At 40.1% G+C, this 17959-nt stretch carries 13 protein-coding genes; 4 read left to right on the forward strand and 9 right to left on the reverse strand.

The window, feature by feature from the left end; translation table 11 throughout:
* Nucleotides 1-105 precede the first annotated feature (105 nt).
* The 3 genes from zapG (at nucleotide 106) to degS (ending at nucleotide 3190) form a co-directional block, all read left to right on the forward strand.
* Nucleotides 106-561, forward strand: coding sequence for a Z-ring associated protein ZapG (gene zapG / locus AVFI_RS11675; RefSeq protein WP_005420963.1), 456 nt, complete (start codon nucleotides 106-108; stop codon nucleotides 559-561).
* A gap of 79 nt (nucleotides 562-640) precedes the next feature.
* Nucleotides 641-2008 (forward strand): Do family serine endopeptidase, encoded by a 1368-nt coding sequence (locus tag AVFI_RS11680; RefSeq protein ID WP_188863590.1) that lies wholly within the window; start codon nucleotides 641-643, stop codon nucleotides 2006-2008.
* Between the two features lie 114 nt (nucleotides 2009-2122).
* Entirely contained in the window at nucleotides 2123-3190 is a 1068-nt protein-coding gene (gene degS / locus AVFI_RS11685; RefSeq protein WP_012533742.1) for an outer membrane-stress sensor serine endopeptidase DegS, read from the forward strand.
* Nucleotides 3191-3244: 54 nt separating this feature from the next.
* Here the strand turns inward: degS and parC are convergent, their stop codons facing one another.
* The 6 genes from parC to nudF form a co-directional block, all read right to left on the reverse strand.
* A complete protein-coding gene (gene parC, locus AVFI_RS11690) occupies nucleotides 3245-5521 on the reverse strand; it encodes a DNA topoisomerase IV subunit A (protein WP_188863591.1) in 2277 nt (758 codons plus the stop codon).
* A 2-nt stretch (nucleotides 5522-5523) separates the two neighbouring features.
* Nucleotides 5524-7404, reverse strand: coding sequence for a DNA topoisomerase IV subunit B (gene parE / locus AVFI_RS11695; RefSeq protein WP_005420972.1), 1881 nt, complete (start codon nucleotides 7402-7404; stop codon nucleotides 5524-5526).
* Between the two features lie 143 nt (nucleotides 7405-7547).
* Complete coding sequence (gene yqiA, locus AVFI_RS11700) at nucleotides 7548-8132, reverse strand: esterase YqiA (protein WP_054775670.1); 585 nt, start codon at nucleotides 8130-8132, stop codon at nucleotides 7548-7550.
* The gene (gene cpdA, locus AVFI_RS11705; protein WP_012533436.1) at nucleotides 8132-8956 is read right to left on the reverse strand and encodes a 3',5'-cyclic-AMP phosphodiesterase; all 825 of its coding nucleotides are present in this window, start codon (nucleotides 8954-8956) and stop codon (nucleotides 8132-8134) included. Before cpdA ends, yqiA begins: the two co-directional genes overlap by 1 nt.
* A 15-nt stretch (nucleotides 8957-8971) precedes the next feature.
* A complete protein-coding gene (locus tag AVFI_RS11710) occupies nucleotides 8972-9403 on the reverse strand; it encodes a DUF1249 family protein (protein ID WP_054775669.1) in 432 nt (143 codons plus the stop codon).
* A gap of 1 nt (nucleotide 9404) precedes the next feature.
* Nucleotides 9405-10043, reverse strand: coding sequence for an ADP-ribose diphosphatase (nudF, locus tag AVFI_RS11715; RefSeq protein ID WP_065623500.1), 639 nt, complete (start codon nucleotides 10041-10043; stop codon nucleotides 9405-9407).
* 232 nt (nucleotides 10044-10275) lie between these two features.
* Between nudF and tolC the strand changes: the two genes are divergently transcribed.
* Nucleotides 10276-11601, forward strand: a complete 1326-nt coding sequence (gene tolC / locus AVFI_RS11720) for an outer membrane channel protein TolC (RefSeq protein WP_012533958.1) — start codon at nucleotides 10276-10278, stop codon at nucleotides 11599-11601.
* A 94-nt stretch (nucleotides 11602-11695) separates the two neighbouring features.
* On the opposite strand, the gene hldE is transcribed toward tolC, so the two are convergent.
* The 3 genes from hldE to AVFI_RS11735 all read right to left on the reverse strand — a co-directional run bounded on the left by hldE (nucleotide 11696) and on the right by AVFI_RS11735 (nucleotide 17927).
* Nucleotides 11696-13126: a bifunctional D-glycero-beta-D-manno-heptose-7-phosphate kinase/D-glycero-beta-D-manno-heptose 1-phosphate adenylyltransferase HldE gene (gene hldE, locus AVFI_RS11725; protein WP_054775668.1), complete on the reverse strand. Its 1431-nt coding sequence runs from the start codon at nucleotides 13124-13126 to the stop codon at nucleotides 11696-11698.
* Between the two features lie 135 nt (nucleotides 13127-13261).
* Nucleotides 13262-16120, reverse strand: a complete 2859-nt coding sequence (glnE, locus tag AVFI_RS11730; RefSeq protein ID WP_188863592.1) for a bifunctional [glutamate--ammonia ligase]-adenylyl-L-tyrosine phosphorylase/[glutamate--ammonia-ligase] adenylyltransferase — start codon at nucleotides 16118-16120, stop codon at nucleotides 13262-13264.
* 205 nt (nucleotides 16121-16325) lie between these two features.
* Nucleotides 16326-17927, reverse strand: a complete 1602-nt coding sequence (locus tag AVFI_RS11735) for a methyl-accepting chemotaxis protein (protein WP_054775667.1) — start codon at nucleotides 17925-17927, stop codon at nucleotides 16326-16328.
* Nucleotides 17928-17959: the final 32 nt, after the last annotated feature.

Below are 17959 nucleotides of genomic sequence, written 5' to 3' on the forward strand. Positions count from 1 at the left end.
TGTTGATTGACTCCCTTCATAGTAGCATGTTCTCAACACACCCTATGAGTGGGCTAACTCACAGTTATGCCGACCCATATTAATTAAAACGGTAAGGAGTATTTCATGGCGTGGACGTACGCTTTAATTGGCTTAGCTGTTGGTATTACCATTGGCTTTATGATTTCTCGTTTTACAGTACCCGGTATTAAACACCAAAAATCATTAAAACAAGATTTAGAAAAATCCAAATATGAATTGGAGCAATACCGTCAAGAGTTGGTTGATCACTTCGCAACAAGTGCAACAATGCTAGAAGCGTTAGCAAAAGACTTCAATAAGATGTATGACCACATGGCTTCAACATCAAAAGAGTTGATGCCTAATCTTCCAGAGCAAGACAACCCGTTTTCAGCGCGTTTAGGAGAAATGACCCTTTCACCAGAGCTAAACAAAAAAGTAGCTCATGTAAAAGATGAAATTAGTAAACAACCTAAAGATTACGCCAATGGAGCGACAGGCCTTTTAAAGGATGAGCACCTAGTTGATATCAACGCAAAAAAAGAAGATAAAATCGCTTAAAATACGATGTTATCGATGAACTTTCTCAAAGGTTTTTGAGTCGAATAAGTACACTTTGTTTAATTAAGAGTACATTTCGATGAAAAAGCCTTTGCTCGTTTTAGGTGCTTTATCTTTAAGCATCAGTGCGATAATTACACCGATTCAATCCCAAGCAGCCTTACCACTTGCGGTGAATTCACAACAATTACCAAGCCTTGCACCTATGTTGGAGAAAATCACTCCAGCGGTCGTGAGTATTGCCGTAGAAGGAACCCAAGTATCTAAGCGTCATATACCCGAACAGTTTCGTTTCTTTTTTGGTCCAGACTTTCCTTCAGAACAAGTTCAAGAACAACCTTTTAGAGGGCAAGGTTCCGGCGTTATTGTCGATGCTAAAAAAGGATATATTGTTACCAATCATCACGTCATTAATAACGCAGAAAAAATACTGGTGCAGTTACACGATGGACGTGAATACACTGCCGAATTAATTGGCAGTGACGAATTATCTGACATCGCTTTACTTAAACTTGAAGAGGCAAAAAACCTAACCGAAATAAAGTTAGCTGATTCTGACAATTTACGGGTCGGCGATTTTAGTGTTGCCATTGGTAACCCTTTTGGCCTTGGTCAAACCGTAACATCTGGCATTATTTCAGCCTTAGGTCGCAGTGGATTAAACCTAGATAACTTTGAAAACTTTATTCAAACTGATGCCGCAATAAACAGCGGTAATTCAGGAGGTGCACTTGTAAACCTAAATGGTGATTTAATTGGTATTAACACCGCAATACTAGGACCAAATGGCGGCAACGTAGGCATCGGCTTTGCTATCCCATCAAATATGGTTCGTAATTTATCAGAGCAGATTTTAGAGTTTGGTCATGTTAAGCGCGGTATTCTTGGCGTTCAAGGAGGAGAGTTAACACCAGAACTCGCTGAAGCATTCGGTTATGAAACCAATCATGGTGCTTTTGTTAGCCAAGTTGTACCAGATAGTGCAGCTGACAAAGCTGGTATTCAAGCGGGTGACATTCTGATCTCTATCAATGGTAAAAAAATTCAAACTTTTGGTGAGTTACGAGCAAAAGTCGCCACGTTAGGTGCAGGGAAAAAAGTGACCCTAGGCCTGATCCGTGATGGAAAAGAAAAAACCATTACAGCAACACTAAAAGAAGCAGAGCAAATTAAAGCACAAGCTGAAAATCTTCATAACGGACTAAAAGGTGCAGAACTACAAAACACCTCTCAATCAGATCCAGTTAAAGGTGTGAAGATCAGTAATGTAGAAAAAGCATCCATGGCACAACGCTACGGTTTACAAAAAGACGACGTCATTATCGGTGTTAACCGTAAACCAGTGAAAAATTTACAACAATTTAGAAAGCTACTAGAAAGCAAACCGCCGATACTCGCATTAAACATTCAACGTGGTGAACACTCTCTTTATCTAGTCATTAAGTAACCTAGAAGCAAGCACTCATTCTTTAAGTGCTTGCTCTTTCATCCTCTACTTTTTAACTAGATTCAATGTTATCCTAATCAATTATTCTTTTTATTCATCAAGGTTAGGAAGCCAATGCTCTCATTCTTATTGCGTTCAGCTATGATAGGTGTCGCAACAGCTGCGATACTGCTGTTTGCATTCCCTAACCTACGCTCAAGCATCACCCCTGAGCAAAATACGATAGAGCAAACCTCTCAGAACAGTAAGCAAATTTCATTTAATTATGCCGTTCGTCGAGCAGCTCCTGCTGTTGTAAATATCTATAGTCGCAAATACAACGATAATGACCGTCTACGTTTAGATACAGAAGGCTTAGGCTCGGGCGTTATCGTTAGCGATAAAGGCTACATTATTACTAACTATCACGTTGTTGCCGATGCAGACCAAGTTATTGTTGCCCTTCAAGATGGACGTCTATTTAACTCTCAATTAATTGGTAAAGATAAACGTACTGATTTAGCTGTATTACAAATTAAAGATACCAACCTACCTGTTATTCCATTAAACCCAAACTATCAAGCTGATATTGGTGATGTTGTGCTGGCTATTGGTAATCCATACAACCTAGGACAAACCACGACCTTTGGCATTATCTCAGCGACAGGTCGTGCCGCATTGAGTGCTGATGGTACACAAGGACTAATCCAAACCGATGCTGCCATTAACAGAGGTAATTCTGGTGGAGCTCTGGTCAATACCAGAGGTGAGTTAGTGGGTATCAATACCGCCTCATTCCAGCAAGCCACTGAGCTAGAAACTTATGGTATTTCATTTGCAATTCCTTATGCTCTTGCGGATAAAATCATGCGTCGATTGATTGCCGATGGACAAGTAATTCGTGGCTACATTGGCATCGATGGAAGAGACATTAACCCTGCCATGGCAAGATTAATGAATGCAGATAATATCAACGGTATTTTAGTTTTAGGTGTTTCACCAAATAGCCCAGCAGAAAAAGCAGGTATTATTACTCAAGATATAATTACCAGTATCGATGGTAAAAGTGTGACCAATAGACAAAGTGTCATTGATATCGTAACAGAGTTAAGACCGGGTACTGAAGTGGATGTCGATGTGATTCGTAAAGGAATAACCAAAACAATTAAAGTGACAATTGAAGAAGACCCAAGTAATGAATAAAAAAATAGCGCATTAAAAAATGCGCTATTTTTGTATCTAAGCAATGACTAAAGGTTATTCACTTTCTTCTTCAGTCGCTGTGCTCTCACCATTAATATCAATGCGAGTAACTCGTTGTAGGCCTCTTGGCAGTAAACTACCACGACGACCACGCTCCCCACGGAAGTTATCTAAATCCGTAGGTTTCAATCCTAACTTACGTTTACCTGCATACAAGGTAATGGTTGCACCTTGAGGTAATGGCAATAAGTGAGACAAGAATTCTTCACGAGATTTTGAACGTGCTGCTGGTATATTAATGATCTTATTCCCCTTACCTTTACCTAATTGTGGTAAATCTTTAATAGGGAATAAAAGCATTCGACCTTCGTTAGTGATAGCTAAAATCTCATCACTTTCTAAATCAGACACCGCTTCAGGGTTCATTACTTGTGAGTTTTCAGGAAGAGTTAACAGAGCTTTACCGTTTTTATTTTTAGACAGTAAATCAGCACCCTTACAAACAAAACCGTAACCAGCATCAGAGCTGATTAACCATGTCTGTTCTTCTTCACCCATAACCACATGCGTAATTTGACTACCCGCAGTAATATTTAGACGACCCGTAATTGGCTCACCCTGACTTCTTGCTGAAGGCAATGTATGTGATTCAAGTGCATAGCTTCGACCATTACTGCCCATAAAGACAGCTGGCGCGTTACTCTTACCACGCGCATGCGCTAAGTATTTATCGCCTGATTTATAATTCAATGTTGTTGGGTCAACATCATGACCTTTAGCATGACGAATCCAACCTTTATCAGAAAGAACAACCGTAATCGCTTCACTTGGGATTAAGTCACGCTCTGTCATCGCTTTCGCTTCTGCACGCTCAACCAATGGAGAACGGCGATCATCACCAAACTTCTCAGCATCCGCTAAGATTTCTTTCTTAATTAATGTGTTTAAACGACGCTCTGAACCTAATAGTTTCTCAAGATAATCACGCTCTTTAGCTAATTCATCTTGTTCACCACGGATCTTAATCTCTTCCAGTTTAGCTAACTGACGAAGTTTAATTTCTAAAATCGCTTCCGCTTGTTTCTCAGATAAATCAAAGCGAGTCATTAACTCATGCTTTGGATCATCTTCAGTACGGATGATTTCAATCACTTCATCAATATTTAAGTAAGCCGCTAAAAGACCTTCTAAAATATGTAGACGAGCCAGCACTTTATCTAAACGGTGTTGAAGACGTTTACGCACTGTTGTGCGACGGAATTCAATCCATTCAGAAAGAATAGATACCAAACCTTTCACTTGAGGACGCTGATCCAAACCAATCATGTTTAAGTTAACACGGTAGCTTTTTTCAAGATCTGTCGAAGCAAATAAATGGTTCATTAATGGTTCCGCATCCACTCGGTTTGAGCGAGGAACAATAACGATACGTGTTGGATTCTCATGATCAGATTCATCACGAAGATCATCTACCATAGGTAACTTCTTCGCTCGCATTTGGTTTGCGATTTGCTCTAATAATTTACTACCAGATACTTGATGTGGCAGAGCGGTAATAACAATATCACCCTCTTCTTTATGCCATACCGCACGCATTTTAATGCTGCCTCTACCTGAACGGTAAATCTTTTTAATTTCACTTGATGGTGAAATAATTTCAGCTTTGGTTGGATAATCTGGACCTTTTACAAAATCCATCACCTCATCTAAATCCGCTTTTGGATTTTCTAATAGGTGAACTGTTGCATTTGCGACTTCACGTACATTGTGAGGTGGAATGTCTGTTGCCATACCAACCGCGATACCAGTAATACCGTTCAATAAAATATGAGGTAAACGTGAAGGTAATATCGTTGGCTCTTTCATTGTGCCATCGAAGTTTGGCTGCCAATCAACTGTACCTTGACCAATTTCGCCTAATAATACATCAGCAAACTTAGACAGTTTTGATTCCGTATAACGCATTGCAGCAAATGATTTAGGATCATCTGGCGCACCCCAGTTACCTTGACCATCAACTAATGGATAGCGATAAGAGAAAGGTTGAGCCATTAACACCATGGCTTCATAACACGCAGAGTCACCGTGTGGGTGGTATTTACCTAATACATCACCAACGGTACGTGCTGATTTCTTATACTTTGCGTTTGCTGATAAACCAAGTTCAGACATCGCGTAAATAATACGACGTTGAACTGGTTTTAAACCATCACCGATATACGGTAATGCACGGTCCATGATTACGTACATGGAGTAATTTAGATAAGCGTCTTCTGTAAACTTGCGCAGTGGCAGCTGTTCAACACCTTCTAAGGACATTTCTGTACTCATTTTTATACCTCTGCCTGATCGCCGTTAGATTGTAGCCAAGCACGACGATCGTCTGCACGTTTCTTACCTAAAAGCATATCCATCATTTCATCAGTTTGTTCATCATCATCGATCGTTAACTGAACAAGACGTCGTGTATTTGGATCCATCGTCGTTTCACGCAATTGAAGTGGGTTCATCTCACCCAATCCTTTAAATCGCTGTACATTAATTTTTGCGCGCTTATTGCTTAGACGATCTAATACGCCTTCTTTTTCTTCTTCATCAAGTGCGTAGAACACCTCTTTACCGCAATCAATACGATACAAAGGAGGCATGGCAACATAAACGTGGCCAGCTTGAACTAATGCTTTGAAGTGTTTTAGATAAAGTGCACATAACAGGGTTGCGATATGAAGACCGTCGGAGTCAGCATCGGCAAGGATACATACTTTACCGTAACGCAAACCAGATAAGTCATCAGAGTCGGGGTCAATACCCAAAGCAACAGAAATATCATGTACTTCTTGAGATGCTAATACTTGGTCAGCTGATACTTCCCATGTATTCAAAATTTTACCACGCAGTGGCATAACCGCTTGGAACTCACGATCACGAGCTTGTTTAGCAGAACCACCCGCCGAGTCCCCTTCCACTAAGAACAATTCGGTACGAGCTAAATCTTGAACAGAACAATCGGTCAACTTACCCGGAAGAGCTGGACCTGAAGCGATTTTCTTACGAACCACTTTTTTAGCAGCACGCATACGACGGTGCGCGTTCGCAATACATGCTTCAGCAAGTTGTTCTGCGATTTGTGGCTTCTCATTCAACCATAAGCTAAATGCGTCTTTTACCACACCAGAAACAAACGCCGCACACTGACGTGAAGATAAACGCTCTTTAGTTTGACCTGCAAATTGTGGGTCTTGCATTTTCACCGATAATACGTAGGCACAACGGTCCCAAATATCATCAGCAGTTAACTTAACGCCACGAGGAACAAGGTTACGGAACTCACAGAACTCACGCATTGCATCAAGAAGACCTTGGCGCATGCCATTTACGTGCGTACCACCTTGTGCTGTAGGAATAAGGTTTACATAACTTTCAGCAACTAGCTCACCGCCTTCTGGTAGCCAAGTTACCGCCCAATCTGCCGCTTCACCAGTGCCAGAAAAAGCACCAGTAAATGGAATTTCTGGTAATAATGTAAAACCAGTTACACCTTCAAGAAGATAATCTTTAAGACCGTCTTCATAACACCAGTTGTGTTCTTTATCGTTAACTTTATCTTTAAAAACAATTTCTAAGCCAGGACAAAGTACTGCTTTAGCTTTTAAATTATTGATAAGGCGAGTAACAGAGAATTTTGCGGAATCAAAATAGCTCGCATCAGGCCAGAAATGAACACTGGTACCACGGTTACGACGACCACAAGTGCCCGTTACGGTTAAATCTGATACTTTATCACCGTGTTCAAATGCAATTTCATACACTTGGCCATCACGACGAACCGTTACTTCAACTCGTTTTGACAAGGCATTTACTACAGAGATACCAACCCCGTGTAAGCCACCTGAGAATTCGTAGTTTTTACCTGAGAATTTACCACCAGCATGTAACTTACACAAAATAAGTTCAACGCCAGATACTTTTTCTACTGGATGGATATCAACAGGCATACCACGCCCATCATCAATAACTTCAAGTGATTGATCGGCATGTAAAATTACTTCAACTTTTTTCGCGTGTCCGGCTAGGGCTTCATCGACACTGTTATCAATAACTTCTTGGCCCAAATGGTTTGGACGGACAGTGTCGGTATACATACCAGGACGGCGACGAACGGGCTCAAGGCCATTTAGAACCTCAATGGCTCCTGCATTATATTGTTCAGTCATATCTCGGAAGGCTTCTTAAAATTTGTCACATAGTCTGAAAGGGAGAAGGGAAAGTCAAGCAAACGCCCCTATTCCACTCTAAATATGTGGCTTTGTATTAAAGATTGTATAGATACTGTGTCTCTTGCGTAGAGAAACAGTAACTATAAATTTAGAAATTGAATAATTTGTTCAGGATAACGCTCAAAGTTAACAAAACTATGATCGCCGCCTTTTTCTATTGTTTGTTTACAAGCTGAATACTTATCTACAGCTTGTCGGTAATCGAGGACTTCATCGCCTTCTTGTTGCAATAACCATAAGTCATCAACAGAATGTAACGTTTCTACTTGCAATGCTAACAGCTCTTCCATGTGCTTCTCTTCAAGAAAGTATTCTTCTTGAGTATATGGATTTACTTGCTTTCCAAGGTAATCGGCGAGTAACTCATAAGGCTTAACTGCAGGGTTAACTAAAGCCGCTTTAAAACCATATTGATGATTTAACCAAGTAGATAAGTACCCACCAAGAGAACTACCGACCAAACCAATCTGATGTGTGTCTTTATATTTTTCAACAAGTTGAACTAAAAACTCTGCCGCTTGTGAAGGATAAGAAGGTAAACGAGGCACGATAACCTTGATATCTGGCCGGTGTACTTTGCAATACTCAGCCATGACTTGCGCCTTATGAGATAAAGGAGAGCTGTTAAAACCGTGGATATACAAAAGCAAACTTGGTTTATGCATTAGTAGCCCCCTGCCTCACTATCCGCTGAAAAGTCACAATCTTTAAGTCGATATACCTGCGTTTCAATATCACCATTTGGTAATAAATCTAACGTTCTCCAACCTGGAGCTTGAGAGTCCAAAGCAAAATCATCCGAATCAGGTAGGAATTGAACACAAGTGGATGGCGTTGCTAATAAACGAACACCATTAACGATACGATCTAACTCTTGGTGAATATGTCCGCAAACTATCCCATTCACATTGCGATGTTTTGCTAAAACAGACCAAAATTGATCACTTTCTTTAAGTTGGTGTTGGTCTAACCAAGCGCTTCCAGCGGGCAATGGATGGTGATGCAATAATACCAACGAATGACGTTGAGGATGTTGAGATAATGCGTTATCTAATAATGTTAGTTGCTCATCAGATAATGCACCATGAGGAACACCTACAACTTGACTATCCAGAATAATCACTTGCCAATGCTGACCAATAAGTAAGTGTTCACACGCACTAATTTGAGGAGAAGGCAAAACACCGCCCATACTTGGCTTATAGTCATGATTACCAGGAAGCCAGAAACAAGGCTTTTTTAGAGGTGTTATTCCTTTAACGAAGTGCTGATAAGATTCAACGGTATGATCTTGAGAAATATCACCCGTAGCAAGAATGGCATCAAAATCAGGAGTTCGCTGTAATACTTGTTCTACAACACTTTGAAAGCTTTTTCGTGTAGGTACGCCAAGTAATGCGCCATCTTCTGGCGCAAACAAGTGGGTATCTGTTATCTGTAACAAGCGAATCGAATCGCTTTCTTCATTAAGTAATGTTTCAGAGAGCAAAATAGCTACAACCTTTTAATTCTTTTCTAAAAAAATGGGTTCTTGGCTTATCCCATTTTTTAAACAAAACGTCAGCCAGTCACTTAGGAACTGGTTTAATTGATGCTTTTCATCTTTCTGAAGCATCTTTCCATTTGGATAATCATATTTTGCTTTGATATAAGCAAGTTGCTGACTTGCACATACCTCAGCAACTCTCGCATCATGATAAAGTCGAACCGTTAATTTCGGAAGTGGATATATCGGTTGTTCATCAATCTGATAAACCTCAACCAATGTGGTATAAACAGTGACTTCCAAGACTTTTATCTGATACTGCTGCTGGCACACTTGATAGCTTACTAATGCACCTATATTTTCTTTCTTTGGTAAAAGAGACACTAATTTAGCGTAATTAGTTTCATATACTCTCATCAAGCTCGCTAAATCTACATGGTATTTACGCATGTTATTGCGCATTCCACTGTGATCGCAAACGCGAAACATTTAATTCTAACCATTGAAGAGCAATAATTGAGGCTGCATTCTCAATTATGCCACGATTAACAAGGGCATACGCCTCTTCACGAGAAACAACATGTACTTGAATATCTTCGTTTTCATCTTCTAAACCGTGGATACCTTCGGCTTTAGAAGCATCAACACACCCAACAAAAACATCGATTCTCTCAGTACAGCCACCCGAAGATGGATAAAAATGCGATATTTTTTCTAAATGTGCAACGGTTATACCAGCTTCTTCATTGGCTTCACGAACGGCCACTTGTTCTGCCGATTCATCTTTATCGATCATGCCTGCAACAATTTCATATTGCCAAGGAGCACTTGATTCTAATGCTCCCACTCGGATCTGTTCAATTAACACAACCTGATCCGTTTTAGGATCATAAGGTAATAATGCAACCGCATGACCTCGCTCAAAAAGCTCTCGTTCAATGACTTCACTCCAACCGCCGCTAAACAATTGGTGACGAAAAGCAACTTTTGTCATTTTAAAGAAACCATTAAACAAAGGCTCTTTCGATATTATTTCAACATCTTTAGAATCAAACTGATTCACTGAATTTATATTTAATGATGAAACCATCGATTCCTCTCAATATCTCGCATTGTTTTATCACTCATTTTTACGAGCAACAATTCATTAACTCAACTTTTTTGATAATGCTTACATTTTTTTTATAAGCTTTCCATTATATTTGTTTGAAGTAATGCTTATAAAACGTAAAAAAACGTAATCTTTAGAGCCAGAGGGTGTCTAGATAAGGTACACTCTATGAACTATATTATATAAAACAATTTTTGCAGGACAAACCACCATGAGAAAACTGCTTCCACTCTTTATTGGAATGGCACTAGGTAGTTTCAGCTCTTTAGCTGCTGCCGATGATCTAGCACAAGTCTATAACCAAGCTAAAGAAAATGACCCTCAGCTATTAAGAGCTGCTGCTACGAAAGATGCAGCGTTTGAAGCGGTAAACTCTTCGCAAAGTTCATTGTTACCTCAAATCGATTTAACTGCTGGTTACAACATTTTACGTAGTGATGAAGATCGTCGCGATAATGATCGCCTTACTGCAGGTATCAATCTTTCTCAAGAGCTATACCAACAATCTAGCTGGGTTAGCCTAGACATAGCTGAGAAAAGCGCTCGCCAAGCAGATTCAGCCTATGCCGCAGAACAACAAGGTGTCATTCTACGTGTCGCACAAGCTTACTTTGATGTATTGCGTGCCAACGATAACCTAGAATTTGTACGAGCAGAGAAAGCAGCCGTTGCTCGTCAACTTGAACAAACTAAACAACGCTTTGATGTTGGTCTATCAGCAATTACCGACGTACATGATGCACAAGCTCAATACGATAGCGTATTAGCAAATGAAGTATTAACAGAAAACCAATTGGTAAATAGCTACGAAGATTTACGAGTAATTACAGGCCAAGGCCATACTCACCTAAGCGTACTTGATACTAAACGCTTTTCAGCAAGCCCATCTGAGCAAACATCTGATAGCTTAATTGAAGAAGCACAAGAGAAAAACTTAAGCTTATTAGCCGCTCGTATCAGCGCTGATGTAGCAAAAGATAATATCTCTCTAGCAAGTTCAGGTCATATGCCATCTCTAACTTTTGATGCTGGCTATAATTACACTGACCAAAGTAACTCTGGCATCTCTGCAAATGATGGAAGCTACGGCGATATCAATGCGGGCATTAACCTATATATTCCACTGTACACTGGTGGTAATACAAGCTCACTAACAAGCCAAGCTGAATTCCAATATGTAGCAGCAAGCCAAGAGCTAGAAGCAACGTACCGTGATGTAACTAAAAACGTACGTGCATTTAATAACAACATCAATGCGTCAATTGGTGCTTTAAAAGCATATGAACAAACAGTTATCTCTGCACAATCAGCATTAGAAGCAACAGAGGCTGGTTTTGATGTAGGAACTCGTACTATTGTTGATGTATTAGACTCTACTCGTCGTTTGTATGATGCCAACCGTAACTTAGCAAACGCTCGTTATGATTACATCATTAGCGTACTTCAGCTAAAACAAGCAGTTGGTACACTAAGCGAACAAGATATTATGGATATCAACATGGGTTTAAAAGCGAATAAGACGACGCAAACCAAATAAGTTGATACCAATTATGTAATTACTACATAATTAGCACACAAACAAAAAAGCCACATTACTATAATGTGGCTTTTCTTTTATCCGTTGCCGCTATTTAACCGCGACCGCCTTTAATTGCTTCAATAATACCCGTTGTTGAACAGCCATCTTCAAAGTTTAATACTTTCACTTCACCACCTGCAGCAATCACTTCAGCACCACCAGCGATCTCTTCAATCGCGTAGTCGCCACCTTTAACCAATAGCGATGGTAATACTTGTGAGATCAATCGTTGTGGTGTGTCTTCAGAGAAAGGAACAACCCAATCAACTGCACCTAAACCAGCCAATACCGCCATGCGACGATCCGTTGGGTTAATAGGACGACCAGGACCTTTTAATCGTTGTACTGATTCATTAGTGTTTACAGCAACAATCAAACGGTCACCCAGTTCAGCAGCATGATTTAAATAAGAAACATGACCTGCATGTAAAATATCAAAACAACCATTTGTCATGACGACTTTCTCGCCACGAGCACGCGCTTGTTTTACAGCACTGATCAATTGTTCTTCACCGATAATACCAAAGCCAGAATCTTGGCTACCATGAATCGCTTCTGCAAGTTCAATGGTTGATAGCGTAGAAGTACCCAATTTACCAACAACAACACCCGCAGCGGCGTTTGCTAATGCGCACGCTTCATCTAGCGGTTTACCTGTTGATACTGATGCAGCCAATACTGAAATAACCGTATCACCAGCACCGGTCACATCAAATACTTCTCGTGCTTGAGTAGGTAAATGCAATGGTTCCATATTACGGCGTAGTAATGTCATACCATGTTCACTACGAGTAACAAGTAATGCTTCAAAATCAAACTCTTCGATAATCTGTTGGCCTTTTGCTACTAGATCATCTTCATCTTTAACTTTGCCAACGACCGTTTCAAATTCAAGCATATTAGGCGTTAATAACGTTGCACCACGGTAACGCTCAAAGTCTGCGCCTTTTGGATCAATAAACACAGGTACATTGACTTTACGTGCTTCTTGAATCATCAACTGAACGTGCTCTAAAGCGCCTTTCGCATAATCAGAAAGAACAACTGCTTTTACGCTTGATAGTGCTTGTTGCATACGACTAATAATTGGTTCTGCCGCAACATCATGGAAGCTATCTTCAAAATCCAAACGAATAAGTTGCTGGCCGCGACTCATCACTCGTAATTTAGTAATAGTTGGAAATTCAGGAAGAGCTACAAAGTCACAATGTACTTTTAATGACTCTAATGTTGTTGTTAACGCTTGCGCTGGCTCATCTTCACCAACCAATCCAACTAAGTGCGCATCACCACCTAATGCGGCAATATTCATTGCTACGTTTGCTGCACCACCTGGACGTTCTTCAATTTTTTCAACTTTAACAACAGGTACTGGTGCTTCTGGTGAAATACGACTCGTAGGGCCACCCCAGTAACGGTCAAGCATCACATCACCAACAATCAATACGCTTGATTGATCATAATTTGGAAGTGTCGGTTTCATTATTTTCTCCGGCAATAAATAGCAAACTATCCACCATTATTGGTTCGAACTATTTATAAAAAATCTACTGTTACAAATGGTAGCATTTACGCAAGTTCTACGCCAACTTAGTCGTTTTAAACCTAACGTTAACTATTATTTAAGCCAATGCTCCCAAGCTTTTATTACGGCGTTTCTTTCATCACTGAATTTATCGTCTTCAACGTCGGCATCAAAGCCGAGTAAATTACGGTGATGTATTTCATTTCTTAATGTGCAATAAGCCTCAATGAGCTCATTTGCAGTGCCATTGTCCATCACATCTTGCTGAGCAAAACTTTCAAATATTCTAACGTTATCTGACCAATGGGTTAACTTTGGAAGCGTATGGCTGTATTTCAAAACAAGATATTGTGCCAAAAACTCAATATCTGTAATTCCCCCAGCATCTTGCTTAATCATGAAGCGATGTGCTTTTTTCCCACCAAGGTGATCACGCATTTTTTCTCGCATATCAAGAACATCTTGTTTTAGCTTTTCATCTTCTCGCTCTAAGCACAAAATCTCATGCCGCGTGGTTCTAAAAGCTTGTTGCAATTGTTCATCGCCATAAATCATACGAGCTCGAACCAAAGCTTGATGTTCCCATGTCCACGCATCTTCTCTTTGGTATTCATCAAACGCCTCACTCGTACTAACGAGCAGACCCGATGCGCCAGATGGACGCAAACGAGTATCCACTTCATACAAAATGCCTGATGCGGTACGAACTGAAAAAATATGAATAATGCGCTGCGCTAATCGTAAATAAAATTGGCGACCATCAATCTCTTTTTTACCATTGGTATACGTATTAACATCACAATCGTGCATGAATACGATATCCAGATCAGAGTTATAACCTAACTCCCATCCACCCACTTTACCATAACCAATAACCGCAAAACCTTTACTATCTCTACCATCTAAATGAGAGGGTTCACCAAACTTCTCTGTTACTTGTAACCAAGCTTGGTTTACAACCGCTTCTACTATTGCTTCTGATAGATAAGTTAAGTGATCACTCACTTTCATTAACGATAACCCACCAGCAATATCCGATGCGGCAATTCTAAGCAAACATATTTGCTTAAACTGGCGCAACGCTTCCATTTGCTGTTCCATGTCATCTTCAGGAATACGAGCTAAAAACTCTCGCAATTCGACTTTATATTGGCTTAATTCAATAGGATTATAGAGTTGATTAATGTCCAATAGTTCATCTAATAATATTGGATATCGCGTTAATTGCTCTGCAACCATTGGACTTGCTGAACACAAACGAACTAAATGCTGCAGTGCTCCATTATGTTCATCCAATAGTTCCAGATACGTCGTTCGAGTTGCAATGGCCTGAATCAATTTAGTTAAGCGAGGTAAAGTATCTGCTGCGTCTTCTCGCTGAATCACAATATTGAACAATTTCGGCATTAAATGCGTAATCGCATCTCGCCCTCTTGGCCCTAAGGTTTTCTTTTTAAGCTCACCTTTAAAATCAATAATCTGATTAGTGAGTTGTACTGATTGCTCTGGATTGAGCTCTTCGAGAATGTGTTCTAGTACTTCTTTGTTATGAGCCATATCCCATAACTCACGGTAGGATGAATCGATACTGTTCTCTGACTCGTCGTCGTCATCGCCAATCAGGTCATGAAACACCGCATTAATTGACGTCATGTGTCGCTGTATTTCAGCATACAAGGTTGGCCAATCTTGCATTCCCATCGCAAAAGCTAAACGCATTTGATCTCTTTCATCATCAGGTAACGTCTGCGTTTGTTTGTCATTGATGGCTTGTAACAGGTTTTCTAAACGTCTTAAAAAACAATACCCCACCATCAAGGTATCAACATCTGAAACAGAAAGTTGCCCTAATTCTTTAATCGCAAATAAGGTTTCTAATAACCCACGACCACGTAATGACGGTTCACGCCCACCACGAATGAGTTGGAATACTTGAGCAATGAACTCAACTTCTCGAATACCACCTGCGCCTAATTTAATATTGTTACTTAATCCACGACGGCGGACTTCACTGGTGATCATGGATTTCATTCGACGTAATGCTTGAATGGCACCAAAATCAATATAGCGACGGAAAACAAAGGGACGCAGCATTTGGCGAAGTTCTTGATAATGGCTATACGTTTCTTTACCCATTACTCGCGCTTTTATCATTGCGTAACGTTCCCAGTCACGCCCTTGCTCTTGATAATAATCTTCCAACGCAGCGTAACTCATGACTAATGGTCCACTGTCTCCAAATGGGCGAAGTCGTAAATCAACTCGATAACAGAAACCATCAAAGGTCTTTTGATCTAATGCTTTAATCAGCTTTTGACCTAATCGAGTAAAAAATTGCGCATTGGCAATGCTACGGCGAGCGCCTTCTGTCTCACCGTTTTCAGGATAAGTAAAAATCAAATCAATATCGGATGAGAAGTTCAACTCTCCACCACCCAATTTCCCCATGCCAATAATGAGCATGGGTTGCTCTTCACCTTTCTCGTTCTTAGGTGTTCCCCAATCAATACACGCTTGCTTATATAACCATTGATAAGACTCAACAATTAGGGCTTCAGCCAGTAAAGATAAGTGAGATAAACTTTGCTCTAATGACCAATTGGATATTTCATTGTGAGCTAAATTAAAATCCTGCCATGCAATGTAACTCATCTCTCTACGACGAAAATAGCGAAGCTCCCGCATTAAGCTATTTTCATCGGTACATTTGACTAACTGGGCTTGTAATAATTCTCGATATTGTTCACTACGGCACTCCACCTCGAATAAACTTGGAAAATGCTGACAAAGATATTCATCTTGTTCAAACGCTTCATGAAGAAAATCACTGCATCCCAAAGCTATCATTAATTGAGTTTTAAACGCTTCTGGCCACGATTGAATATGGTCAAGATATGTAAGCTCTTGCAAACGATGTTCAGCGAGAGAAAGTAGAGATGATGGCAAAGACATGATATTCCTTATCGAAAATTCCATTCATACCAATTCAAGCGAATAAATGAATCGGTTATGTTAACAAGTAAAATAGCCATATACTTATTTGGATTAGTCACATAGTACATAGAGCAAATAACACTGTGCCAAATTTTAGTTTTAGCCGCAAACAAAAACGCCTACAACTGGAGTGTAGGCGTTATTAATTTTAAAACAGGACAGGCTAGATTTTAAAAACCTTCATTTTTGACTCTAACTCTTCTGCATTTTTCTGCATTTCTTCTGAGGTTTCAGTTAACTCAGTCATCACCACAACAGAAGCATCAACCAACTCTCTAACATTCGTTAGGTTTTGATCCATTTCCTCCGCAACACTGCTTTGCTGGTCGGCCGCACTTGCGATCTGAAAATTCATTTCGTTGATTTTATTTACTTGCTCAACAATACGATCGAGTTCAGATCCTGCATTCGTAACAAGTTCAACGCCTTCCGCAGCTTCAACTACGCTTTTTTCCATCAACTCTACTGCTTGATTAGCACTATTTTGAAGTTGCGTGATCATGTCTTGAATTTCGACTGTTGCTCCTTGAGTGCTTTGAGCAAGATTTCTCACTTCATCAGCAACAACAGCAAAACCACGGCCAGCATCACCAGCACGAGCAGCTTCAATTGCCGCATTAAGAGCAAGTAAGTTAGTTTGTTCTGAAATACCACGAATGGTTTCAACAACAGAGCTAATAGAAACCACTCGTTCTTCAACTTGATTTACCACTTCTGCTGAGGCAGCAATATCGCCAGACAATGCTTGGATCTTAACAATTGTACCTTCAACAAATTCTTGACCAATTTTCGCTTGAGATTGAGCTTGCTCAGTTCCAATAGAGGCATTACGTGCATTCTCTGCCACATTTTGAACCGTTGAGTTCATTTCACTCATCGCCGTTGCTAGTTGGTCAATTTCTGCAAACTCCTCTTGAGCCGCTTCTTTTGTGCCTTCCATACTGATAGTCATGACTTCAGTTAGACCCGCTAGCTCTTGAGAAGCTGATAACTGAGTCTCAACAACACTCTTTAGTTGTAATCGTGTTTTATTCAACTCTCTTGCTAAATCACCAAATTCATCTTTACAGTTCATCTCTACTGGCTCTGATAAATTTTGCTCCGCGATCTGCTTCATTGATGTATTCAAATATTTCATTTGTCGCAACATAATGCTTGAAGCACCAAGTAAAATAACCATGAATGACACAATCATTGCCAAGGTTTGCCAGATCACTTGAGTGAGATAATCTTGATAATATTGTTCTGCAACACTGGCTGATTGAGAGGCCACAACAACCCAATTATGGTCTGGAACTTTCACCGCTGACTCATATCGAGTGTGATCAAGTAATGAATAGGTTTTATTAGAAGTGAGTTGTTCAAATACTTTCTGCAATGACCCACCGTCGTCTAACGATTGAGTCAAAGATGACAGTGATGTCGCTGATTGATGCCCAAAGACTTTACCTGTATCACGGTCAATAACATAAATGTAGTTACCGTCTTTCCACCCCTTAGCTTGAATTGTGATGGCTTCTGCAGCTAACTCTTTTCCTTCAGCGTTATAATTAAGTAGGCGATTAACAAGTTCAGCATTCGCCATTGCTGATTCTTGTGCTCGCTCTTTCTGAATAGTAATAACGGATTGATAAAATGTGTTTGCATCCCATAACTGTTTCGTTACCAATAATATAGTACTAAATACCATTAACATGACCAATTTTGGTACCAGTTTAATATCGGTGACTAGCCTTTCCCATGGCTTAAACGTTATTACTGACATAGTTTCTCCCGCAACCTTTCAGAATTAAATTT

It is taken from the genome of Aliivibrio fischeri ATCC 7744 = JCM 18803 = DSM 507 (assembly GCF_023983475.1).
Taxonomy (GTDB): domain Bacteria; phylum Pseudomonadota; class Gammaproteobacteria; order Enterobacterales; family Vibrionaceae; genus Aliivibrio; species Aliivibrio fischeri.

Coding starts and splice junctions, on each gene's coding strand:
- AVFI_RS11710 (WP_054775669.1), bottom strand. CDS start 9,403: ATGCGTAAATACCATGTAGATTTAGCGAGCTTGATGAGAGTATATGAA.
- parC (WP_188863591.1), bottom strand. CDS start 5,521: ATGAGTACAGAAATGTCCTTAGAAGGTGTTGAACAGCTGCCACTGCGC.
- nudF (WP_065623500.1), bottom strand. CDS start 10,043: ATGGTTTCATCATTAAATATAAATTCAGTGAATCAGTTTGATTCTAAA.
- hldE (WP_054775668.1), bottom strand. CDS start 13,126: ATGAAACCGACACTTCCAAATTATGATCAATCAAGCGTATTGATTGTT.
- AVFI_RS11735 (WP_054775667.1), bottom strand. CDS start 17,927: ATGTCAGTAATAACGTTTAAGCCATGGGAAAGGCTAGTCACCGATATT.
- degS (WP_012533742.1), top strand. CDS start 2,123: ATGCTCTCATTCTTATTGCGTTCAGCTATGATAGGTGTCGCAACAGCT.
- yqiA (WP_054775670.1), bottom strand. CDS start 8,132: ATGCATAAACCAAGTTTGCTTTTGTATATCCACGGTTTTAACAGCTCT.
- tolC (WP_012533958.1), top strand. CDS start 10,276: ATGAGAAAACTGCTTCCACTCTTTATTGGAATGGCACTAGGTAGTTTC.
- glnE (WP_188863592.1), bottom strand. CDS start 16,120: ATGTCTTTGCCATCATCTCTACTTTCTCTCGCTGAACATCGTTTGCAA.
- AVFI_RS11680 (WP_188863590.1), top strand. CDS start 641: ATGAAAAAGCCTTTGCTCGTTTTAGGTGCTTTATCTTTAAGCATCAGT.
- parE (WP_005420972.1), bottom strand. CDS start 7,404: ATGACTGAACAATATAATGCAGGAGCCATTGAGGTTCTAAATGGCCTT.
- zapG (WP_005420963.1), top strand. CDS start 106: ATGGCGTGGACGTACGCTTTAATTGGCTTAGCTGTTGGTATTACCATT.